The sequence below is a fragment of the Paenibacillus litoralis genome, from assembly GCF_046244365.1.
In the GTDB taxonomy this organism is placed as follows: Bacteria; Bacillota; Bacilli; order Paenibacillales; family NBRC-103111; genus Paenibacillus_V.
In genome coordinates this window covers 3,268,018-3,290,570 of record NZ_CP176395.1, presented here as the reverse complement: position 1 = coordinate 3,290,570, position 22,553 = coordinate 3,268,018, and the positions used below count along the sequence as shown (strand labels likewise).

21 protein-coding genes are annotated in these 22,553 nt (G+C 46.5%); 4 read left to right on the top strand and 17 right to left on the bottom strand.

Going from position 1 to position 22,553, the window contains the following annotated elements:
• Nucleotides 1-43: 43 nt before the first annotated feature.
• The 8 genes from ACKGJP_RS13250 to ACKGJP_RS13215 form a co-directional block, all read right to left on the bottom strand.
• Entirely contained in the window at nt 44-817 is a 774-nt protein-coding gene (locus ACKGJP_RS13250) for an ATP-binding cassette domain-containing protein (protein WP_409346102.1), read from the bottom strand.
• Entirely contained in the window at nt 814-2,004 is a 1,191-nt protein-coding gene (gene cntE, locus ACKGJP_RS13245; protein WP_409346101.1) for a staphylopine family metallophore export MFS transporter CntE, read from the bottom strand. The genes ACKGJP_RS13250 and cntE overlap by 4 nt, the downstream gene beginning before the upstream one ends.
• 13 nt (nt 2,005-2,017) lie before the next feature.
• Entirely contained in the window at nt 2,018-2,833 is an 816-nt protein-coding gene (locus ACKGJP_RS13240; RefSeq protein ID WP_409346100.1) for an ABC transporter ATP-binding protein, read from the bottom strand.
• A complete protein-coding gene (locus tag ACKGJP_RS13235; protein WP_409347153.1) occupies nt 2,830-3,702 on the bottom strand; it encodes an ABC transporter permease in 873 nt (290 codons plus the stop codon). Before ACKGJP_RS13235 ends, ACKGJP_RS13240 begins: the two co-directional genes overlap by 4 nt.
• A 1-nt stretch (nt 3,703) precedes the next feature.
• Nucleotides 3,704-4,654: a nickel ABC transporter permease gene (gene nikB, locus ACKGJP_RS13230; protein ID WP_409346099.1), complete on the bottom strand. Its 951-nt coding sequence runs from the start codon at nt 4,652-4,654 to the stop codon at nt 3,704-3,706.
• A 16-nt stretch (nt 4,655-4,670) separates the two neighbouring features.
• Complete coding sequence (gene nikA, locus ACKGJP_RS13225; protein ID WP_409346098.1) at nt 4,671-6,317, bottom strand: nickel ABC transporter substrate-binding protein; 1,647 nt, start codon at nt 6,315-6,317, stop codon at nt 4,671-4,673.
• A gap of 256 nt (nt 6,318-6,573) precedes the next feature.
• Entirely contained in the window at nt 6,574-7,152 is a 579-nt protein-coding gene (locus ACKGJP_RS13220; RefSeq protein ID WP_409347152.1) for a TMEM175 family protein, read from the bottom strand.
• Between the two features lie 713 nt (nt 7,153-7,865).
• Nucleotides 7,866-9,686 (bottom strand): hypothetical protein, encoded by a 1,821-nt coding sequence (locus ACKGJP_RS13215; RefSeq protein WP_409346097.1) that lies wholly within the window; start codon nt 9,684-9,686, stop codon nt 7,866-7,868.
• Nucleotides 9,687-9,794: 108 nt separating this feature from the next.
• On the opposite strand from ACKGJP_RS13215, the gene ACKGJP_RS13210 reads away from it, so the two are divergent.
• Nucleotides 9,795-10,010: a recombinase family protein gene (locus ACKGJP_RS13210; RefSeq protein WP_409346096.1), complete on the top strand. Its 216-nt coding sequence runs from the start codon at nt 9,795-9,797 to the stop codon at nt 10,008-10,010.
• A 1,216-nt stretch (nt 10,011-11,226) separates the two neighbouring features.
• Nucleotides 11,227-12,498, top strand: coding sequence for an IS110 family transposase (locus ACKGJP_RS13205; protein WP_409346095.1), 1,272 nt, complete (start codon nt 11,227-11,229; stop codon nt 12,496-12,498).
• A 901-nt stretch (nt 12,499-13,399) separates the two neighbouring features.
• Here the strand turns inward: ACKGJP_RS13205 and ACKGJP_RS13200 are convergent.
• Nucleotides 13,400-13,930, bottom strand: a complete 531-nt coding sequence (locus tag ACKGJP_RS13200; RefSeq protein ID WP_409346094.1) for a hypothetical protein — start codon at nt 13,928-13,930, stop codon at nt 13,400-13,402.
• Between the two features lie 245 nt (nt 13,931-14,175).
• Between ACKGJP_RS13200 and ACKGJP_RS13195 the strand changes: the two genes are divergently transcribed.
• Nucleotides 14,176-14,529 carry a transposase gene (locus ACKGJP_RS13195; RefSeq protein WP_409346093.1) on the top strand — a complete coding sequence of 118 codons (354 nt, stop codon included), beginning with the start codon at nt 14,176-14,178 and terminating at the stop codon, nt 14,527-14,529.
• Nucleotides 14,469-15,317 (top strand): IS3 family transposase, encoded by an 849-nt coding sequence (locus tag ACKGJP_RS13190; protein ID WP_409346092.1) that lies wholly within the window; start codon nt 14,469-14,471, stop codon nt 15,315-15,317. The genes ACKGJP_RS13195 and ACKGJP_RS13190 overlap by 61 nt, the downstream gene beginning before the upstream one ends.
• Before the next feature lie 233 nt (nt 15,318-15,550).
• Here the strand turns inward: ACKGJP_RS13190 and ACKGJP_RS13185 are convergent, their stop codons facing one another.
• The 8 genes from ACKGJP_RS13185 to ACKGJP_RS13150 form a co-directional block, all read right to left on the bottom strand.
• The gene (locus tag ACKGJP_RS13185) at nt 15,551-15,673 is read right to left on the bottom strand and encodes a sporulation protein YjcZ (protein ID WP_409346091.1); all 123 of its coding nucleotides are present in this window, start codon (nt 15,671-15,673) and stop codon (nt 15,551-15,553) included.
• 34 nt (nt 15,674-15,707) lie between these two features.
• Nucleotides 15,708-15,821: a YjcZ family sporulation protein gene (locus ACKGJP_RS13180; RefSeq protein WP_409346090.1), complete on the bottom strand. Its 114-nt coding sequence runs from the start codon at nt 15,819-15,821 to the stop codon at nt 15,708-15,710.
• A 666-nt stretch (nt 15,822-16,487) separates the two neighbouring features.
• Complete coding sequence (gene cls, locus ACKGJP_RS13175; protein WP_409346089.1) at nt 16,488-17,933, bottom strand: cardiolipin synthase; 1,446 nt, start codon at nt 17,931-17,933, stop codon at nt 16,488-16,490.
• Between the two features lie 241 nt (nt 17,934-18,174).
• The gene (locus ACKGJP_RS13170) at nt 18,175-18,444 is read right to left on the bottom strand and encodes a PQ-loop domain-containing transporter (RefSeq protein ID WP_409346088.1); all 270 of its coding nucleotides are present in this window, start codon (nt 18,442-18,444) and stop codon (nt 18,175-18,177) included.
• 42 nt (nt 18,445-18,486) lie between these two features.
• Nucleotides 18,487-19,227 (bottom strand): HD domain-containing protein, encoded by a 741-nt coding sequence (locus ACKGJP_RS13165; RefSeq protein WP_409346087.1) that lies wholly within the window; start codon nt 19,225-19,227, stop codon nt 18,487-18,489.
• Nucleotides 19,228-19,254: 27 nt separating this feature from the next.
• Nucleotides 19,255-20,016 (bottom strand): MBL fold metallo-hydrolase, encoded by a 762-nt coding sequence (locus tag ACKGJP_RS13160; protein ID WP_409346086.1) that lies wholly within the window; start codon nt 20,014-20,016, stop codon nt 19,255-19,257.
• Nucleotides 20,013-21,752 carry an ABC transporter ATP-binding protein gene (locus ACKGJP_RS13155; protein WP_409346085.1) on the bottom strand — a complete coding sequence of 580 codons (1,740 nt, stop codon included), beginning with the start codon at nt 21,750-21,752 and terminating at the stop codon, nt 20,013-20,015. Before ACKGJP_RS13155 ends, ACKGJP_RS13160 begins: the two co-directional genes overlap by 4 nt.
• Before the next feature lie 14 nt (nt 21,753-21,766).
• Nucleotides 21,767-22,546, bottom strand: coding sequence for an energy-coupling factor transporter transmembrane component T family protein (locus ACKGJP_RS13150; RefSeq protein WP_409346084.1), 780 nt, complete (start codon nt 22,544-22,546; stop codon nt 21,767-21,769).
• Between the last annotated feature and the right edge of the window lie 7 nt (nt 22,547-22,553).

The following is a 22,553-nucleotide window of genomic DNA, read 5'->3' as shown; positions in this document are numbered from 1 at the left end:
GAGAGGGCTTTTCTCTGAATGAATCAAAGGTGTCTTTGTGCAGCTAAAAAGCGGCGGCTTGTATGATCCGCTTGGAAACCGGATGGTCGCACGCAAATAGATGGTCCGCTTCGACCGTCTCCACAATCGTGCCTTTATCGATAAAGGCAACCTGATCGGAGAGCACGTTTACGGCCATAACATCATGCGAAATAAACAGATACGACAATCCGTATCTTTGCTTCAATTCCTTAAGATGAAGCAGGATTTGCTTCTGTACGATCATATCCAGACTACTGACCGGCTCGTCAAGCACGATCAATTTCGGTTTTAATGCGATCGCCCGGGCTATCGTCACGCGCTGCAGCTGACCGCCGCTCATTTGCTTTGGCGTCTTAAACATATCGTCGGCAACGAGACCGACTGTCTCCAGCAATTCCGAAATGACCCTGGCCTCCTCTTGAGGAGACAATCGCTCGTAATTTCGCAACGGCTCTCCAATAATTTGCCTTACGGTCATACGCGGATTGACTGCGGAATAGCAATCCTGAAAAACGACCTGCAAATCCCGGCGCCATCTTTTACGCATGTGACGGTCCGAACGATACATATCGACTCCTTGGAAGGTGACGGTCCCGCTGTCGGGAGGGAGCAGTCCCAGTACCATATTGCCTATCGTGCTTTTACCCGCCCCGCTTTCACCCAGCACCCCTAAACACATGCCCGCCTCAATGGCAAAAGAAACGTCGGAAACACTTGAGGCCTCCGGCTCTTTTGTGCGAAACCAGACTGAAGGCGCGTACGTCTTAGAGACGCGATCCGCTACAAGCAAACTCATTGGACCACCGCCTTATGTCCGCGATACAGTAAGGTTACAATCAACGTTGCCCCGCCTATGCAGGCTGCCGTGCTTAACATAGCGCCGTACGAAAAGCTATCGGCAAGCAAACCCATAACGAAAGCTCCCGAGGAAGTGCCGAAGTCCGCGGCAGCAATAAACCAGCCGATCGAATATCCTCTAACCCGTTCCGGTACGACGAAGGAAATATAGGTCATCAAGGTCGGGTAAAGCAACGACAGCGCAAGTCCGTTGAATACCGCCGCGGCGAGCAAGACAGGCGTAGAAACCGATATGGACAACAATGCCGGCGATAGAGTAAAGCAAACGACTAGCGAGACAAGCAGCCATTTCGGAAAGTTTTGCGAGGATGGAATGTATTTTCGTCCAAAAAAACGAATGACGATCAACACGGCCGTTTCCGTCAGAAAATAGAGCGGCGCCGTATGAATCCCGCTGCTTTCCAAATATAACGGCAAGAAGGTCGGAGCGACGCTGAACACGATGGAAGCTAGCAGCATGACCAGCGACGGGAAAATAATCGCCCGGTTCGCTTTCCCTTTTCCTCTTTCAAGCGATGGAGTCGCCTCCGTTTTTGACGGTTTGGGAGATGCACCGCTGATCGTCCGAAATAACCGGAACCCGAGTAAAATATTGCAAAAGCCGAGTCCCGCAAATAAAAGCAGCAGCTGCGTCATCGAAACCTGGTCTTTCATGTATAATACGAGCGCGGGCACGAACGTGTAGGGCAGCATCGATGCGAGCGAAAGCAGGGAAAGCCCTTGTCCCCGCATTTTATCCGAAAGCATATCCATGATAAGCAGATGAACGGTCATCGAAAAGAATGCGAGTATCGCTCCTTGTAAAGCCCTCATGAAGGCAAATGCCCATAGGCTTTCAGCGGTATAGGTGACGAGTACGAGCGCATTTAATACGAGCGCGATCATAAATATATTTTTCGATCCAAACCGATCGACTACGGCGCCTGCAACCGGACGCAGAAACATGGAGACAAACATATACGCCCCCATAATAATGCCGATCTCCGATCGTCCCGCCCCAAGGCTCTGCGAGAAAAACGGCAGCGCGATGATTAACATATGATTGGTCGCGTAGAAAATAAAGGCTACCGCATACAGCCAAACCGCTCTATTGCTAAAAGGGTTTTCGTTTAATGATGTTTTCAAATTCATTCGACTCCTATTCGTTCCTGCTCTCAGCCGTCAGTCTAGCATTCCACAACAATTTAGTATACTCGTGTTCGGGGGATGCAAGCAGCCGTTCAGCCGATGCCGATTCTACCATATGCCCATGCTTCATGACGATGATTTCGTCCGCAAGCTCACCGATCACGCTTAAATCATGCGAAACGAGCAAAATGGCCGTCCGCCCCCCCTCTTTAATGGTACGAAAAGCTTCCATCACATTCCGGCGGTTCATGCCGTCTAGCGCGGTCGTCGGTTCATCCGCAATCAGTAACGACGGCTCCATCGAGATAGCGAGTGCGATCATGACCCGTTGCAGCATGCCCCCGCTTAATTCAAACGGATATTGACTCATTATGCGCTCCGGCTCAGGCAAGCTCATTTGCTTCATGCACGCTACGGCTTTCTCTTTGGCTTGCTTACGAGACAAGCTTTTGTGAGCCCGGAGGGTTTCCACGAACTGTTTCCCTATCGTTAGAACGGGATTGAAAGCCGTCATCGGATTTTGCAGCACCAAGGATAGTTCCTGTCCGCGAATGCGGCGTAGTTTGCTTTCGGGCATACCGACAAGCTCCAGACCCTTTACCCGGATATTACCTTGCACGATCTTCGCGGATTGATGCAGCAGTCCAAGAACGGCCAAGCAGAGCATCGACTTCCCGCTGCCGCTCTCGCCTACGATCCCCAGTACCTTGCCAGCCTCGATACGAAACGAGATATCATGCAAAACTTGAAGCAAGCCTTGCTCTACTTGAATTTGGACGCTCAATCCGTTCACTGAGAGCACGGGTTCGATAGCGTTCTCCGTCATGGTTTGTTCGCTTCCTTCGCCATTTTTCTTAACGATTTCGTAATTCCCTTCTTCTCGCCCAGCGCCTCACCCAATGTATTCAACAGAGCGACCATACCGAAAATCATCAGCCCTGGCGCAATCATCAGTCTCGGGTGACTGCGTATGGACGATTTCCCTTCATTGATCATCGCCCCCCATTCCGGAGTCGGTGACTGCACGCCAAGCCCGATAAACGACAAAGCGGAAATGTCCATGATGACCCAACCGATTTCCAGCGTTACGACAATAAGCAACGGAGGAAGAAGATTAGGGATGATGTGCCGAACGATCATCCGCAAGGGCGGCGTGCCGCAAACACGGGCGGCGACGATATACGTTTGCTGCTTCAGATTGTTGACGATTCCGCGAATAAAGCGGGCGTAGTAAACGGACTGCACGATAATGAGCGCAACCGCCATTTGCTTCCACCCCGCACCCCATATGGCAATCAAACTAATGGCAAGAATGAGGGAGGGGATAGCCAGAACTGCGTCGCAAGCCCGCATGACGAGACTGTCGATTTTCCCGCCGGCATAGCCGGCCAAGCAACCGAGAGCAAGCCCAATGATCAAACAGGCGGTAGCGATTAACAAAGCCAGGCTGAGCGAGACTTGCGTGCCATATAGCAGGCGGGATAATACGCAGCGTCCCAACTGATCGGTGCCAAGCGGATATTGGCTCGACGGCCCTTCCAGCTTATGTGTCAGATCGACGAGATTCGGATCGTTCGGCGCAAGCACAGGAGCAAGAAGACCGGCAAGCACGATGACCAGCAGCAGCAGTATGCAGACAACGATAAGTTTTTGCCGTCCGGCAGTCCGTAATACGATTCGTATGCCCCCCACTATGTCAGATCTCCTTCCCTTTGGCCTTCGTCAAACGCGGGTCCAACAAGGCTTGTATAACATCCGCCGCTAAATTTCCCACTACAAATACGATAGCCATAATAAATACGTATGCCTGAATGACCGGATAGTCCCGATGATAAACCGATTCCAAAAAGAACCCGCCCATGCCCGGCATGGCAAAAATCTGCTCGACGATTACGGTTCCCGCAAACAATTTCCCCAAGTTCATTCCCGCAGCCGTAACAACCGGACGGATGGCATGGCGAATCGCATGACGCCCTACTACTGTAAACGTTCCTAGTCCTCTCGCTTTGGCATATAACACATACGACTCTTCAAGACTTTCCAGCAGCCCCGTTCGCAGTAACCGGGAATAGGTAGCGACTAGCGCAAACGCCAGCGTAAAGGAAGGCAGCGCATAATGAAGCCACGAATCGGCCCCCTGCAGCGGAAACCAATCCAGCTTCACCGAAAGAAAATAAATCAGCAGGTAAGCCAGCCAAAACTGGGGAACCGAAGCGCCCAGAAACGCCAGCAACCGGCTCACATGATCGAGCAACCGGTTTTTGCGGACGGCAGAGGCAATGCCCAACAACATACTGATGGCGATGGCAAAGGCCAAGCTTAGCAATGCCAAAGTCGCGGTAATAGGGAGCCTGGCTGCCAGCTCGCGAGAAACCGGCAATTTGCTGAAAAACGAGGTCCCGAAATCCAAACGGCATAGCTGCCATAGCCAATGTCCATATTGCGACCAGAAGGAACGGTTTAATCCAAGCTGGGCGCGAACGGCGTTTAACGTTTCCTCCGTAGGAACGATATTGGAGACGGACAAATAAGCCTTGGCAGGATCAACCGGAGTCAGCCGCAAAAGCAAAAAAGAAACGAAGGAGGCCCCCAGTAAAATGGGGACCATCGTCAGCATTCGTTTCAACACGTAAACTAGCATCTTCATATCGGAGCACCTTATCTTATTTCTGAATATCCAGCAAGTCGAAAGGCGTTTCATCGCGGTGAGCAGGGAACTTCAGCCCGGTCACATATTTCGGATAAACGGCAATATTCGTCAAGTAGGAGAGAGGTAAATATACGGCTTGCTCATGCAATGTCGTGAAAATCGACGTGTACAACTTCTGCCGTTCCTTCTCGTCGACGGTTAGCAGAACGTCCTTCATCTGTTGATGAAGCGTATCTTTCATCGGCAGTCCTTGCTGCGATTCGAAAATACCGTACCCCTTCTCATAATTGGTCGAAACGAACGAATGCGGGTCGTACGGAGCACCGTATGTATTCCAGAACAGCAGATCGAAATCCGCGCTTTCCATCCTTTTATTGCGGAGCTCCCGTTCCAATCCGGTCGTCTTGAGGGAGATGCCGATTTGTTTCAAATCCGATTGCATAGCGGCCGACATCGGCTTTTCAATTTGGTCGGGCCCCATGTAAACCAATTCGATCTCGAGCGGCTTCCCGTCTTTTTCGCGTACCGTTTTCCCTGCCGGTAACACCCATCCGGCCTTATCCAGCAAAGCCTTAGCCGTTTCCACATTATAATCGTAAGCTTTCAAGCCTACGTTCGCATAAGGGAAATTGCTCGAGATGATCGTATCGGCCATTTTCTCAACGCCGTTCGTTCCCCCGTCGACCAATGCTTTTTTATTCACCGCATGCTGCAGGGCCAAACGTACATTCAGATCGGCGAACGGCCCTTTTGCCGTATTGACAATCAGAGCACGGCTTGCGACAGGATCGGAGACGGACGTTTTGAATTTGTCATTTTTCTTCAAATTGACGAAAGAATCCAAGCTGATGACGCCCTCGCCGTAGATCAAGTCGATGTCGCCCTTCTCCAGAGCCAGCACTCTTGCTTCGCCGTCCGGAATCACTTTGACGATCAGCTTATTGATGTTAGGCTTTGTTCCCCAATACTGTTCGTTACGGGTAAACACCGCAATTTGATCTTTTTTGTACTCGCTCAGGACCCATGGTCCGGTTGTAACCGGATTTTTGATGCTCTTTGCCGTATTGCCGTCATCCGGAAAGCCTGCGGCACCGAGGAAACGAAGCGGTCTTACTACTGCGAACTCTTGTAGTGCCGGATAATAACGGTTTTTCAATGTGATTTGGAACGTGTTCGCGTTCACGACTTCCGTTTTCTCGATCTGGCTGATCAAGCCGAGCCAGCTATGCATATCGCGGTTGGCCAGAATCGTATCGAAGTTTTTCTTCACAACGTTAGCGTCAAAATCCGATCCGTCGGAAAACTTCACGTTTTTCCGGAGGTTGAACGTATACATTTTGCCGTCCTCCGAAATGTTCCATGATTCCGCCAGCTTCGGCACCAGCTTGCCGCCTTCGCCATAGCCGATAAGCGGTTCGTAGTACATGCCTTGCGCAAAAAATTCATTCGGCGTATATTGATGCGGATTCAATGGCCCGATATCTTTGGGCCAGGAGATAGTCAGCGTTTTTTCCGCCGGCGCGGACGATTGCTTTCCCGGTTCTGCGGAAGCGTCCGATGCCTTATTTTTATCGGTCGCGGTCGTACACCCTGCCAGAACGACAACAAGCATGAGTACGAGCATAATAGAAGCGTAAAGATTTTTGGAATGGCGAAACATTGAATCATCCTCCAAAGTTGTATGTATTGCAATCAATTTTCCATTGATAATGATTATCAAATTCAACATTTACGATTATATCAAAATGCTCCCACATTGCAAGCATTATTTTATACCCTGTAAATCTAGGGACATTTGTGTCGCTGGACAATAAAAAAGCCGAATGGATCGTTCTCATCCACTCAGCTATTTCGCTAACAGTCCACCATGTAGTTTCCAGTAATACCCCTTGAACGCGAGAATCGAAGAGCATTTCTTAGTGCCCTCGCAGTGCTTGCTCGATTCGCTTATCCGGCACAAACCAGATCACGGCAACAAGTACGAAAAAGAAGCCGGATATCCAAGGACTCACATATGCGGTCAAGACCGCGATCAGGTAGAGCAAGGGAGATAATTTCCCTTTCCAGTTTTTACCCATCGCCACGACGAATGAGGAATCGCCAGAATGTTGGTTAATAATCGCGCGCTGAAGCAACCAGTACGAGAAAGCCGCAAGTAGTAGAATAATACCGTACAGCGCAGTTGGAGTAGCTGCAAAATGGCTTTCCCCCATCCAAGCTGTCGTGAACGGCACGAGGGATAACCAGAAAAGAAGCAGCAAGTTGAGCCACATCAACCGCCCGTTCATCGTTCGAACCATGTGCAGCAGATGATGATGATTGTTCCAGTAGATGCCGATATATACGAAACTGAAGATGTAGCTAAGAATCTTTGGGCCCAGTTCGATTAGCGCATACCAGTCATGGCCTTCCGGCACTTTAAATTCCAACACCATGATCGTAATGATAATCGCCAGCACCCCATCGCTGAACGCTTCCAACCTATTCGCTTTCAGAGTGTTTCACCTTTTCCTCGCTTCGCGCTTTTTAACCTATTCGACACCAGTAACTTTGCATAAATCCCTTCATCTTGTCAAGCAAAAGTTTCACGAATTGTATTCCCTTTATACCAAAGTACCTATAACATTCCCCGCACTCTCCCACACCCCGATTTTTCGCCGTCACATACGATGTGGTTCAGATTAAAGGGTCTATCCGCGAAAAATAGAAACAATATGGACACAAATTCCATATTTTATACATCTATACTATTGTGTCTTTACTTTTCTCAGTTCCGAACGCTTCGTCATAGTCAGTTCCTCACTTTAGAGTGTAATAATTGGATCCAAGATAGCCGATCCGATCATCTGTCCGGTTGCCGTCGTGTAACGATTGTGCTATCGTGCCCGTCGAGTCCAGAAAATCGGCGGCCAATCTGCGAGCATCCTGCACGACCGCAAAGTTGCTTTACTGAGCCAAAATGTAAAAGCCGGATTCAAAAACGAATCCGGTTTTTAATTAATGTATTAGTTAATACTTATGAAATCTAAAAAAAACCGATAGTTCGAGTTTCTGCTTTACCATCACTTGTGGTAAGGTTCACCGCAACGGGGCTAACGGCGAAACGACAGTCCGCCCCCAAACGCTTTCAGTTACATCTTGCATTTAAGCCGATTTTCGCTCTGCGAAAGTTGAGATTATTTAAACAGCGATAGGAATACTCTTTGCTTTATGGCTTTATACTCACAACTCTTAGTTTTCCATTATAAGTATAAGCCCAGTAGACAAGGCCGTTATGATATATCGGCACCTCATAAGAATTTAAATTCTTTATGCCGAGTGAGGTTGCCGGAGTAATAACATCGCCCCCCGCAGACAACACCATATAAAAGGATTCAGACACAGACTTACTATTTTCTGTCCACAATATCACGATATGGTCGTCAGCTACGACAACCTGTGGTGTGATAACATTCTTGTCAGTATAATTTGTGAGCCAAATAACGCCATAATCGGTTACATTCGTTAAAGGTGAGTTTTTGTTGTCATTAATGTCGAACGATGTTGCACCACTACGAGTAGTTCCTCCGACAACCGTAGACGAAGACAACTCTTTGGCAAGCGGGTCGAATATTTGAATAAACAGATTTTGCTTTTCCGTCTTTGCCGCCTCGCTGATAGACTTTGCAGATGCTCCGACAAGCACAACACCTTTGCTTGTTTCCGCAAGTCCGCCAAGTTGTGCAAAGGTCTTGTTTACTATCGACATATTGTAATTTGTGTTTGCTTCAAGATAGAAATTAAAAATGTTAAGCGTCGGGTATTTTGACGCATATATTAATTTTTCATAGTCCGTATACATTTCTTTCCGCAATTTATCGATAATAAACCCACGTCCGTACGCATCACCGTGATTGGCGAAAATAAAATCCTTGGCTTTTTCTGAATATATTACGGATTGGTTAAATGAATGGCTGACATACGGAATATTAGCTTGACTGCTATCCCAAATAAGAGACTCAAATTTGTAAGGGGACATATCTGTTGTGTTGACAGCTATTACATTATTAGACTGATGCCCATTGTACATTGTGCGGGCATAATTAACCATTAAGGTACCATTGTCGATTGCGGAAACGCAGTTTCCGGCATCGAACGGAATCTTTGTGTTACCATCTGCCCCCATTGCAGATGCCCCAACAAAGCCTGTGGTTTTTATTTGCGCACCATTCGGTGAGTATTTCGAGATAAAAACCGTTTGCTCCGTGTTGGCAGTTCCATTTTTCCCCCACACAATGTAGAAGTTGCCATCATCATCGGAAATCACATCCCCTATTTTAGGATATTTCATTTCAACGCTCAATTCTTTACTAGGGGTTACAATTATAAGACTGCTATCCTTTACATAAGCATATGCCACCCCCTCATTCTTGTAGGAGAATTGCTGCAGGGGTGAAACATTTGCCCAATTGCTTATATTATTTTTTTGTGTATTACCTACATTTATATCACCTATATACGAATAGCTATCGCCACTGTTTTCAGGTACATAGCTAAACATCGACTCAATCTCGACAGTATTGTTATTACCATCCCACCCTACATAAAAATCAAAAGTGCTGCCGAGGTCACGGAGCTTGAAATAGTTGTTGCCGTCGATGGTGTAAGCCGTCAACTTGATTTCCTTACCTTCGAGGTAGACTTTCGAGGTTGAGAGTATCGCACTCTTTGTTCTGTCACCTGTTGTCAAAGTCATTTCACCACCGATAACGGTGTAAGGCTTGCCGCTGAAAAGGCTGATTGCGTTCTTTTCTCCGTCCCATGTGACTTCAAACCGCCTTGTCGTGCCAGACAGTATGTAGGCAATATCACGTAGCTTGAAATAGTTATTACCGTTGATAGTGTAAGCGTCGAAAGATTTCACAACGCCGTCCACTGTGACTTTAGATGCGGTTTTTATAGCGGTTAGAGCAGCAGCAGTAACAATGGTTGCGGGATTAAGCGAGAGTAACATAACCGTTGCGAGTAAAGTGAAAATAATTTTTTTCACCTAGTATTCCTCCAGTACATTTTTTTTAGAATTGAGCATTTTGCATTAATCTAAGTCTTTGAGATACAAGTATTTTTTAGCATAAAAAAGGGACTTCACCCCAACTTAGTGAAGTTTTCAATAGCTCTTGAATTGTTGGCACGCTTTAAGGATTATGCGACCGGAGCGTTCAATAGCCACCGCCCCATAGACCTCTTGAAGATTTTTGAGGAACTGGGCCAGCACAGAATTACGTTCCGCAGTTTATCTGAGAACTTCGAGACGGAGACCGCCATGGGAATGTTCACTCTTCAGATGTTGGGTGCTGTCGGGGATCTTGAATGAAACACCATTGTGGATAACGCACCTGGTATAACCCGGAATCATTTAAAATCCCCCTTATTTTCTACTTATTTGTCCATTTACGCGGCAAACGAATGGGACCGTCTAGTGTTCTCCAAGGATCCCTCTTGAAGTACAGTGCTTCCGCTACACTATTGATTCTATGGTGACTCTCTATTTCTGTCAAAACATTATTGTCCGTCCCCGTGCTTTCAGAAACCTCAACTTATGATAGACCCAGAATCTTTAGAAATTACAGAAGGCAATACAATTACTTACAGTACCCTTGACATGAAACAATTTTCTTGGTTAAAAATTTGCGTCATTTGTGGTACGGTTCCATTTTTTATCATAAATATAAAAATATTTTAATTTAGGAAGGAATATCGCAACATAAGGTCCAATGTTACTTTTATCTGAATTTTCCAGCATGAATTCGTAAATTTCCTTTGTTTCCGGAAGAACATATCTCTGAATCATATTCCCAATTGCTGAAACAAGCAGAACTATAAGCTTAGTATTATCCTTATGCCTAATATAGATATCAAGAAGGATTTTAGAAAACTTCGGATCATTAAATAAATCTTGATAATAACCTCTAACCTGGGCGTTTTCTCAAACTCTTTAACAGCAAGAAACAGTTCTTCTTCACTCAACTTATGCCAATCAGATATTTTCTCTTTTAATAGGCTGATATTTTCAATATTTTTTTTAGTGTCCATATTGTTCTATCATCACCATTTTCCTTTATACCGCAGTTCGGGTATTGCCGAAGGCGGAGATTTTCTGTATTACCGTCAGCCAAAGATTTCAACCGTCTATTGTGCTTGCCCAGAAGTAACATTGGGAAGAGGTGGAGTTTTTTTTGCAATCCTAATGCCAATGCTCCTAGCGTATCCTTCAATTCTTGTATTCGCTACAAGGTTTCCCATAAATAAATGAATGCTACCAGCAAAGCTAAAAATCCCGTAAAAGATATAATGAATGCTTTTTTATGACGCATTCCAAGTCCTCCTTTTGCCTAAAACCATCCTTATATAGACGTGATAATGCCGTAAAAGTTACATCATTTCATTTGAAATGTATTTAACTAAACTGCCCGTTAGCATTCCTGTAGATGGATTATTTTCGGCTTTGTAAAAATAAAAGCGCCTCGGTACGATAGGGTTGCGCACGGGGTCATGCCCCAAAAACCTATCATCCAGGAGGACGCTCTACTATGAAGTTTAAATCGCAAGCCAGACAAAATCAACTCATTGAAAACATTACCTCTTCACATCTCGTCGTCGGGATCGACATCGCACAGCAGTCACATGTGGCTCGAGCTGTAAACTTCCGCGGTATCATCGTTGGAGAACCCTTATCGTTTACTAATGACGATGATGGGTTCTGCAGCCTTCTTCATTGGATTCATAAACTGCAAACTGTTTATCACTTAAATTCAGCCATTGTAGGTATGGAACCTACCGGTCATTATTGGCTAAACGTATCTCGTTGGTTGGCTCAGCGCCATTTTGAAGTTGTTCTTGTTTACCCTCACCTTGTGAAAAAGAACAAAGAAAACCGGGATAACACTCGCTCAAAAAGCGATAAAAAGGATGCCCTTGTCATCGCCGACATGGTGAAAAACGGCTACTACTCGACTAGACGCAACACACCTGAAGCATTTGAAGAACTGCGTGTTCTTCTTTCGAATCGCGATTTTGTGGTTAAACGCCTCGTTAGTACCAAAAACCAAATCCACCGATGGGTGGACGTGGTCTTTCCTGAGTTCAGACAAGTATTCAAGCACATTACTTGTATTGGTGCCTTGGCAACGCTACGACTCTTCCCTACTCCGTCAGAGCTTCGTGAAAAGCAACCAGAGGACGTAGTTCAAGGGTGGAAAACACTCATGAAGCGGCACAGTGGCTTACGAAGGGCCCAGGAACTCATAACGTTAGCCAACCATTCGGTCGGTGCTAGGCACGCTGCATATGCTTACCAGCTTCATTTAAAACAATTACTTGCAGAGTATGATCTCGCCTGTGAACAGCTCCAGGTCATAGAAAAGGAGATTCTATTCGCATTGAAGTGTATTCCTTTTGCTAAGTCCATGCTTGCTATTAAAGGAATTAGCGCTATTTCTCTAGCTGGTATTCTCGGAGAAGCAGGTGACTTAAGCGGATTTACACATGGGAATGCCTTGCTTCGCCACGCCGGCCTTAACCTCACCGAGGCTAGCTCAGGCAAATGGTCCGGACAGATCGTCATTAGTAAACGTGGCCGTTCACGACTTCGCCGCTTCCTATTTATGGCCACGATGAGCATGGTCATGACAAATCCGGAATTCCAAGCCATGCATGCTTACAATGTTCAGACGAAGAAGCTGAAGAAAATGAGATCCATTATGAAACTATGTAGTAAATTGGCAAGAATCTTAGTTGGTATGGCCCGTAACAGTCAAGATTATATTCCGCTAAAAACCTTGCCACAGCAAGAAGCAGCTTAGCACGTAACTGTTCATTTCATCAAGAATTGGCTTATTCGCAGGATTTCAAAGAAAGCACGGAGTACCGGATACATTCAACAAAAGGGCTCTGACCCGTTCCGTTAGCAAGACCGGCCTCCACCCCTTGGATAGGTGTAACGAAGGAATGAGAGGGCTCTGACCCGTTGAGACATGGGAGTGAAAACCTCCAGGGGCGGCATGGAGAATGCTTGCAGTATATGGAATATATTGGGGTGTCGACAACACCCTCTATTTCCGTACGCCCTCATGTTGCCTAGGTCAAGTAACGGTCGCCCCTTCTGTCTTTTATATTTTTAGACAAGGGTGAAATCCTGCGAATAAGCGAGTATTCAGGAGCAAACTAAATCAAAACGAGGGAGTTGAGCGATGTAGCTGCCGAATTGCCGAATCTTTTTAAACACTTCATCTTTGTCGTTTATTCATTTGCAGGAAAGCATATATGTTCTTGTCCAAAAACGGCAATGGATATATGTTCTTGTCCTTGAGTTTGGACAAGAACATATATCCATATAGAAAAAAACCGCGCAGCGCGCGGATCTTAATGAATGTATGTTCTTGTCCTCCGACAGCAGCCTCCTTCTCCTCCTCGAACGACAAGAACTTGACCCTTTAAACGACAAGAAACTGATCTGCAAAGATCAAAGTCCTCATTTATGTAATGGACGTTTTACTACAAGCTTCCACTACTGGGTAATGGACATCCTCCTCTCTTGGCGGCTCGATCGTAACCCCTCGTTAATAATATATCAACCTTCGAGAAGACATTCGTGTCCACCCGCTCGCATAGAAGTTTCACAAAAGCGGCTCCCCGCCGCTCGCGAATAGCCCCCTTGGTCCGTCCAAAAAAGGGCTATTCATTTTGCGGTTACGGTGATTCACCCTATGTCGCAGCAGCTCCAGATGGCTTCATCAAGCCTTGAAAGGCGCCTAGAAACGGGCTTACTTGTTTGATCATGCCGAACCCTAACTGCATGACCGGGAAAAATCGCTGGATCATGCCGAACAGCCGCACGCCGCCGCCCAACGCACCACCGAGCGATCCCGCAGCGGCGCCGCCAAGCCCACCGATGCCGCCTAATCCCCCGAACAGCGAGCCTATCATCGGCAGAAAGGACGATACCTGGGCGTCCGGCTTGCGGGAGTGGGAACGGACGGATGGCTTGCGCGCGCCGCTTCGCCGACTGCCGGAACGTCTGCCCGAGGCATGGGATCCGGCTCTGCGCTGACTAGGGAGGGAGCCTTGCTTCCCGGATGAGCTACGCGGCTGAGCTCCGGCGTTGGCCAGCGTCAAGCCGCTGCTGTTGACGTCGGTAATGTAGCCGACGTAGGTCTTTCCGCTATACAGGGTGATGCATACCGGCCTACCCTGCAGCTGCTTGGCCCGTGCGAATACCTCTTTAGATTGTGTCATGGAAGTTCACCTCGCTCACTGGTTATTGTTCAATGTACGCCAGTGGCGGGCTGCCTGCTTGTGCGAATGCAGCAAGCGAAGAGGGCTTGTGAGCAAACGCCAATTCCTGGGATCTTTTGCGTAAGAGGCCTCCTGGTGCAGAATTGAAGGTAGCTACTATTTAATTTTCATAGAATAAATCCCCCCACTGGCTCCTGAAGTGCGCCCCTTAGAATAGACATTGGAAAAACCCTTAGGTTAATCCGATGAATTCTAAGGGGTGCATTTTTATGGCGATAAAAGGACAAAAGTTTAAGCATTACCCAGAGTCGTTAAAAGTGGAAGCCATTCGGCTTCATGTCGAAGAGGGATGGAGCTACCGAAAGATCACGGAACATTTGGGCATACAAGATAAGGACCGTGTGAAAAGGTGGATGAGGAAGTATCGGGAATGCGGGATGACAGGATTCAAGGATAAGCGGGGGAATCCTTCAAAGATTGAGACCGAACAGGAACGCCAAATACGACGGCTGCAGTTAGAGGTGGACGTCCTAAAAAAGTGGTTACAAATCTTGAATCGGGAGGGTTACAGGACAGGCACTACGTCGTCGATGAACTAAAGGAAAAACAAAGCGTTAAGGGGCTATGTGCATATTTAGGGATAAGCAGAAGCGGTTACTATGCCTATTTGAAGCGTACTGCAGAAAATGCCGACGGTGAACTAAAGAGCAAGATCCTGGCCATCTATGAGCAACGCAACAGGACTGTGGGGTATCGTCGCATTCAAGATGAATTGTATCGTCAATATGGTCTTATCGTGAATCACAAGAAGGTTCTACGCCTCATGCGGGAGCTAGGAATCCAGGCAATCATCCGTCGAAAGTATGTCTACCGAACAAGCTATGAAGCAGCTGTATCGGACGGGAGAATAGCTGAGAATCTGCTGCAACGGAACTTCAAGGCCGATGGCCCCAATCAAAAATGGGTTACCGATGTTACACAATATCGTGTATTCGACGATCGGATTTACTTATCCGCCGTAAAGGATCTTTGGAACGGTGAAATCGTGGCCTACCATATGAGCAGGCGTAACGATAATCCACTTGTTTTAGAAACGTTTAGACAAGCATTTGAAACGCATAAAGACGTGACTGGACTGATCGTTCACAGCGATCAGGGAAGCCAGTACACGTCCCATGCATACCACGACATGCTGCCAAAGGTTGGCGCCCAAATCAGCATGTCTCGACGAGGCAATTGTTATGACAATGCCTCAATGGAAAGCTTCTTTTCACATTTGAAAGTAGAAGCTCTCTATCCCTATGATATCCGAAGTATCGAGGAAGCACAAAGGCGAATTGAGGAATACATCCGCTTTTATAACGAGGAACGAGCACAGAGAAAATGAAACAAGCTGACGCCGGTTGAGTACCGACGCCAGCTTGTTGCCTAGGGCTTTTTTACAATGTCCACAAATAAGGGTCTTGACCATCCGGCTGGTGGGGGATTTATTTGTATTTATAGTATGTAGAAGGGAAGCGTATTGGCTCCCTCCTAGAGACTAGATTATTATTTTATATCAAAACGCATACGACGATGACCAGTAGGATGAAAAGGGCTAGAATCATTATTACAACAGTATTAGTATCCGAAACCACAACAAGCACAGGCCACGATGACCAACAGAATGAAAAGAACCAGGATAGTACCGGTAGAAGTAAATCCTCTGTTTTCAAATCCGCGAACTTCAGCAACTTCACCCATTTTTTATTTATCTCCTTTCTAAATCACAACAGAATTAGTAGCCGAAGCCTCCACCGAAGAAACCGCAGGAACAAGCGACGATCACCAACAAAATGAACAAAACAAGAATCGTGCCAGTCGATGTGAAGGCTCCTCTAAAACCGGACATCTAAAACCCTCCCTAGTTTTGTTTCCGTACGGTGGTATTCCGCATTAAGCCATCCCCTCCGTCGGTCTACACCTAAGATATGGTCATGGCTTATTTTTGATTGGGTATATGACGATAGATGATGTAATTGGTGAGATGACTATGCCAATATTATTCAGCTCTCGGAACTATTTAATAAATTACAGGCTGGCCCCTTCATATAGAGCTTTACGAAGCGGTTGATGTGAAACGAGAATTAAGCATTCCTCATCTGCCGCAGCCCGTGGGGTATGCTTGTTTTAAGTAGGAACGGATTGCTTCGAGTACGCTGTCGTCGGTTAATTCGAGGACGCCATGCAGATGAGCTTTCAACATGTAAACAAAAGAACCGTAATGCATCTGCACCATCATTCCCGGATTCATAGGAATAAACGTAATCGGCATATAATATCAAGGGACCTGCCATGTTTTCATAGCCAGAAATCATCGTGGAAGCGGCTCTAGACGAGGCTGTCCCAGAAGTGTTAGCGCAAGTGACGAAATCCCATTTACTACGCCAAAGAACCTCCAATTCCGCTATTAAAGTGGGGATGGAGGTTCTTCTTATCTATGAAAGCGAACTGAAAGTGGGGGCTAAAAAACGGAAAAGCCCGTTTAGCTTTCGTCTCTAATGCGGCGTGTGCTTTTTCATAAAATAGGCGAGAGCAATCTGGAGACGGATTCCTTGATACGAATCGACCGGGGTCTCTGCCTATACTGCTCCAGAGTAAGCAGCCCGCAATCTTCAATATCCTTTTCAAATATGCGTGTTAGCCTGCTTGCAAATTCCTTATCATACAAAAATGCATTTACCTCAAAGTTTAATTTGAAGCTTCTGACATCGATATTAGCCGTACCTACAGAAGAAATTTTCTCATCCACGACAATCGTCTTTGCATGAATAAATCCTTTGTTATAGAGATAAACGTTGGCTCCCGTCTTAAGCATCTCGCCGATATGGGATAAGGTTGCCCAGTATACAAAAGGATGATCCGGTTTGTTCGGAACCATGATATTCACTTCTACGCCGGACATGGAAGCTATTCTCAGAGCATCCAACAGACTTGCATCCGGGATAAAGTAAGGGGTCTGGATGGAGACTGATTTTTTAGCAGCCATGATCATTTTGATATAACCGATCTTGATGTTCTCCATCTCCGAATCGGGGCCGCTGGTCACGATCTGCATACCGATGTTCCCCGTAGATTCCGTATGAGGGAAGTAGCCGGGATCGTACATAATATCATTGGCAGAAGCTTGGTTCCAATCCAGAATGAACCTTGTCTGCAGGGCAAAAACGGCAGTGCCTACAATTCTTAGGTGAGTATCGCGCCAATAGCCGAATTTCTTGTTTAATCCCAAGTACTCGTCGCCGACATTAAATCCGCCTGTGTATCCTATCTTACCGTCGATGATTACCATTTTTCGATGGTTTCGATAATTCAGCCTGAGATTGATTAGTCGGAAGCGGGATGGAAAAAATACCGCAACCTCGCCTCCGGCCTCGCAAAATGCCTTGAAGAATCTGCTCGTTAATGTTCTTGAGCCCATTTCATCATATAGGACTTTTACCTTGACACCGCTTCGAGCCCTTTCGATTAACGCCTCCATCAGCTTCTTTCCGATCGAATCCCTTTTAAGAATATAGTATTGAACATGAATATGTTCCTTCGCTTCCCGGATATCCCGCAATAGCCGGCCAAACTTCTCTTCGCCGTCAATTAGCAGTTCAACCTGATTATCCTCGGTATAAATAGCGTGATTGTGGAGGGCATGCAAATGAATGAGATCCATATTTTTCGCCGCCGTATCGTTGACCACGTGAAACTGTCCCGAGTGCAGCAGACTGTTTTGCGTCTCCGACAATTTGCTGATTTCACTCTTCCCGAAATCTTTCCACTTGAATAGCTTGGAACGGGATAAATTTTGCGCAAACAGCAGGTACACGACAAATCCGACAATCGGAATAAAGAACAACACGAGCAGCCATGCCCACGTTGTACCGATATCCCTTCTCTCCAGAAACACGACAAATAATGCAAGGATGATATTTAGAACAAGGATAACGCTCAACAATATATTGTATATTTCCATAGATGCAATCCTCCTGCTGCAAAGTAGCTTCTCCTGTTTTCCCGTAAATGGAATATGCTGCATCCCCACGGGCCAACAGGAATTATACCATTCCAACGATGCTAACTCTACAGCAAGTTTACTTTATAAGTGGAACAAAGAATAGGGGGTCCATGCCAAACAGACCTCCAATCTCCCGGAAAGCGGTTTAGAGGTCTGTTGTCGTATCGGACAAGCGTCAGTCCTTGAAAAAAAATCGAGGTTATTTTTTATATTTATAAGTCAGTTGAAACATACTCCCCGCCAACACTAATGCCATTGAATTTGTAACAAGGAACATCCAGCCCGAACCTGTTATCACTAAATGGATCGCGTAGATTTCCATAAGGAAAATACCGAAAAAAACAAAAAATAGTGTCTTACTATTAAGATCTTTTACAGATTTCGTTTTCGTAATTTGGATGATTTGCGGGATGTAACCAAACGATAACATAATTCCTCCGGTTAGTTGCAGTAAATCGAAAACATTCAACTCTTTCAATCCTTTCCTGTGAATCGACCTTTCCCGTTTCGATTAAGTGCCGTATTTATCCAAATCGCGAGGCTCGAGCTTCAGTTCGTTTTCTAATTGCTTAATGAAACCTACTAAAAATTGATGCCGCTCGGCAGCTAAGCGCCTGCCCGGAACGGTATGCATTCCGTCGGAAAGATACAATAGCTTCTCATAAAAGTGCCGGTAAACTGACCCGCGCGGCCGTAGGCCCGGATCGAATACCGTATCCGGTAATGCTTCGTCCTCTACTAACGGCAATCCGTGAGCCCCGCCGAACATAAACGTACGTCCGATACCGACAGCTCCAATTGCATCTATCCTATCGGCATCTTGCAAAATTTGCTCATCTATGGTCAACATCTTTATTTTTCCGGCTCCGACTCGGGTAAACTCGTACTCTTCATGACGCGCTATCGCACTCATCACGCGTTCGAACCGTTCTTCCTCCAAATGAGGCACCAATAACGATCCAAAATCGCGACGCAACTCCCTGATTGCTTCCGGTCCATAATGAAGCCTGCCCGTTTGCTTTTCTTCCTTGCGATAATAATCATGCAGCAGTCCGGCTGCCATCGCAATATCCCGATCCGCTCCAAGCTGGTCCGCGATGTCCACAGCCAGTTCCATGACGCGAACGGCATGCAAAAAATCATGCCCAGTCGAATCTTCATTCATTTTTGTTCTGACCTTTTCAACAACGGGCTCAAACCATACCGGGAATTCCATTCGAATAAAAGGGAATAGTTGATTGATTTTACTCACTCCTTAGGTTGTTACCGCTTCCTGTTCCTACCACGTCAGCCATTCGTGCTGTCTCAGAAGCTTCATTCCTTGCAAATCATTTTCCGTCATATCCATAGGCGCTTCCCCGTAATGCATTAAATACACTCGGTTGCGTATTTCTTCCGGGTACTCGCATAATGCTTCAAAGTCGGCGTGAACGGGATTGGGGGTGAAACATGAATCGTGATAAAACGTCTCGATACCTTGATCAAATAAACGACAGAGCAGCTCTTTATCAGCCAGCATATCCGAACTGTAAAAAAAACGGTTGTCAAGGATCAGTGAACAACTGAACTTGGACGGCACGTGATGAGTCCGAATCCAGCGGGCTGTCAGGCCTTGTGAATTCGTATGATCAGCCAAGAAAGCAAAAGGTTCCCCTTCCTCCACCCACTGAATGTCAAAATAATCTTCAAGTTTACCTTTGCCTTCCTCTACGTTTTCCAGCGTCCCCCGAAGATTCTGTTCCCAAATACCCTCTTTCAGCGGGGACGGAAGCCACAGCTTCATCTTTCTACCAGCTGCATAAACGCCATATAAAGCAGCCTCATCCAATCCTCCGCAATGATCATAATGGAGGTGCGTAATGAATATTCCCTCTATATCTTCAAAACCGAGACCCGCCTCATGCAAACTGTGCCAAGCTAATGCGCCGCAATCTATTAAAAACAGCCGGCCCTGTATCTCAATTAAAGCATTGTTATGGTAAGTCGATTTGCAGAACCCGTTCCCGACACCCAGCATCATCATGCGGAACTGCCTAGTCATCCGAGACCTCCTTCACCAGCGAGTACTTCGTCTGCCGCCTTATGAACACGGGCTACAAACTCGTCGGAGGATAGAGACGGTATAGGCCATCCCAAAGCATAGGAGAGCTCTACTACCGGCGGCAGCGTGATGTGATGACGGCGAAGTTCCTCTTGTTTAGCGAAAACGTCTCGTGTCGGCGCGTCCCACTGGATTTGTCCTCCCGACATCACGATGGTTCTCGGTACATAGTCGGCTACAACCCGCATATCGTGGGTAAGAAGGACAATCGTATGTCCTTTCTGCCATAAAGTCCGGATATAATTCATCATCTCCTGACACCGCATCGAATCAAGCCCCGTTGTCGGTTCATCCAGTATGATCACTTCCGGTTCCAGCGCTAGAATGGATGCAATGGCCACTCTTCGCCGCTCCCCTCTGCTCAGAAAATGCGGATGCTCATGCAAATAATTGTCAATTTGCAGAAGTTTGGTTACTCGTCTCACCCGTTCGTCAATCTCATCCTCTTTGAATCTTTGAATGTGCAAGCCGTAGGCCACTTCATCATAAACCGTACGACGTACAAACTGAAAATCCGGGTTTTGAAATACGAAGCCGACATGCCGTATCCTCTGATCAGCCCGATAGGAATTTGCCGGCTTTCCATGTATCAGCACTTCCCCGCTCCGTGGTTTTACTAATCCTGTTATCAGTTTGCACAAGGTTGACTTCCCGGCCCCGTTATGCCCGATAATCGCTATAAACTCCCCTTGCATGATTCGTAAATCTACAGGTTTTATGGTCAAATCGGCAGCATGTTTTTTATACCCAAACATAACTTGCTTGAGTTCAATGATCGCTCTTTCTGACTGTGCTAACCCTTGTTGAATCGATTGACAGCTGCCTGTCCTATCAAGAAGGCGGCCGATGTGCCTTTTTCCCAGCTCTTCTTCAAGCTCTGCAACGGTCAGGGGATCGCCTCCGTCTTGTTTGCGTACACCGAGCTGTCTGGAAACCTGGATAACTTGAGGCATAGGCAGCAGCTCACTAATGCCCGGTTGATCATATAACACGGAAGGCGCCGCATCGGCAACGATTCGCCCATTTGCCACGACAATAACGCGTTCGGCATGCGGGAGAGTCACATCGAGGTTGTGATCCACAAATACAACCGTATAGCCCCATTCTCGATGCAGCTTCCGAATCGTCTCAATGACCATCTCTTTTCCCATCGGATCCAGTTCTGCAGTCGGTTCGTCGAGCACGATTACCTTGGGCTGCATCATTAAGCAAGCCGCAATGGCCACCCTCTGCTTCTGTCCACCGGATAACTCAAGCGAAGAACGAAGGAGCAGCGGTTTAATCTGAACTTGCTCCACCACTTGCGCTAAACGGCGATCGATTTCCTCGACAGGAACACCCATATTTTCCAGTGCAAATGTCAGCTCCTCCTTGACCGTCCCTCGAACAAGTTGCCATTCAGGGTCTTGCAACACAGTTCCGACAACCGATACGAGCTCAAACGGGAACGTATTCTGAACATTGATGCCGTCCACCGTAACACTTCCTTCATACAGCGAGCCTTCCATTTCGTTCGGAATCAGTCCGTTAATCGAAAAGCAAAGCGTCGATTTCCCGCCTCCGCTCGGTCCCGTTACAAAAACAAATTCACCCTGATTAATTTGAAGATTTAATGTATGCAAAAGAGGTTCTTTTTTGGATTCATACGTACACGAGTAGTTTTCAAAACGGATCATAGCTTTCTCCTTGTCTAAAGATCATAAAACCAGTGCAAAGTCAACCAAGCTGCAACAAGTAAGACAGCTATCCAGATCGCCCAAGTATCAATTGCCGATAATCGCGGATGATAATAATAGGTTCTTTTATTTCTTCTTCCCACGCCTTTTAAAGTAAGCGCAAAGCTGGTCGTGCGAAATCGTTTTAAGAACACGAATAATACCGGGATGAGCAAGCTGGCAAAATGTTTGCTACGCGTAAGCAGGCTTCCGGAGCGAAAGTCAACCCCGCGGCAATATTGAGCATCCATTACCGTTTTCACATCGAATATCATCAAGCTCCAGTAACGCAGCGCCAAGGAAACCGCCAATGTCACGAATTCAGGTAAACCGAATGTTTTCAAACCGATGACCAAATCTTCCGAAGATGTGGTAAACAGCAGAGTAAAAAACAACAGAGACCAAATGATCATTCGCAACGTAAAGGTTATCGCATACAAGATGTTTCCGGATGAAATCTGAAACGTCCAATATCCGAGGTCCGCATGTACATATACCTCTCCACCCATATCCGCAAAAAAATAAGTCAAGCTCATCATTACGGCAAGCAGCCCGACAGGGATCAGCAGCAACCAATGTGATTTGGGAGGTCTGATATAAGAAAACAACACCGTGCAAACAAGCAGCAGCAATAATAGACTGGAGGGTCGGTCCATGAACAAAGGGATCAACGTAAACATTAGTCCGAATATTAGTATTTTTGTGAAGCCATGCATGAAGTGAATGATTGAATTCGAAGGATAATACAGCTGCATTCTTTAT

Bases quoted from the DNA above. Each gene is read 5' to 3' on its own strand.
- ACKGJP_RS13250 (WP_409346102.1), bottom strand. From the start codon at position 817: ATGAGTTTGCTTGTAGCGGATCGCGTCTCTAAGACGTACGCGCCTTCA.
- ACKGJP_RS13240 (WP_409346100.1), bottom strand. From the start codon at position 2,833: ATGACGGAGAACGCTATCGAACCCGTGCTCTCAGTGAACGGATTGAGC.
- nikB (WP_409346099.1), bottom strand. From the start codon at position 4,654: ATGAAGATGCTAGTTTACGTGTTGAAACGAATGCTGACGATGGTCCCC.
- nikA (WP_409346098.1), bottom strand. From the start codon at position 6,317: ATGTTTCGCCATTCCAAAAATCTTTACGCTTCTATTATGCTCGTACTC.
- ACKGJP_RS13205 (WP_409346095.1), top strand. From the start codon at position 11,227: ATGAAGTTTAAATCGCAAGCCAGACAAAATCAACTCATTGAAAACATT.
- ACKGJP_RS13200 (WP_409346094.1), bottom strand. From the start codon at position 13,930: ATGACACAATCTAAAGAGGTATTCGCACGGGCCAAGCAGCTGCAGGGT.
- ACKGJP_RS13195 (WP_409346093.1), top strand. From the start codon at position 14,176: ATGAATTCTAAGGGGTGCATTTTTATGGCGATAAAAGGACAAAAGTTT.
- ACKGJP_RS13185 (WP_409346091.1), bottom strand. From the start codon at position 15,673: ATGGGTGAAGTTGCTGAAGTTCGCGGATTTGAAAACAGAGGATTTACT.
- ACKGJP_RS13180 (WP_409346090.1), bottom strand. From the start codon at position 15,821: ATGTCCGGTTTTAGAGGAGCCTTCACATCGACTGGCACGATTCTTGTT.
- cls (WP_409346089.1), bottom strand. From the start codon at position 17,933: ATGGAAATATACAATATATTGTTGAGCGTTATCCTTGTTCTAAATATC.
- ACKGJP_RS13160 (WP_409346086.1), bottom strand. From the start codon at position 20,016: ATGACTAGGCAGTTCCGCATGATGATGCTGGGTGTCGGGAACGGGTTC.
- ACKGJP_RS13155 (WP_409346085.1), bottom strand. From the start codon at position 21,752: ATGATCCGTTTTGAAAACTACTCGTGTACGTATGAATCCAAAAAAGAA.
- ACKGJP_RS13150 (WP_409346084.1), bottom strand. From the start codon at position 22,546: ATGCAGCTGTATTATCCTTCGAATTCAATCATTCACTTCATGCATGGC.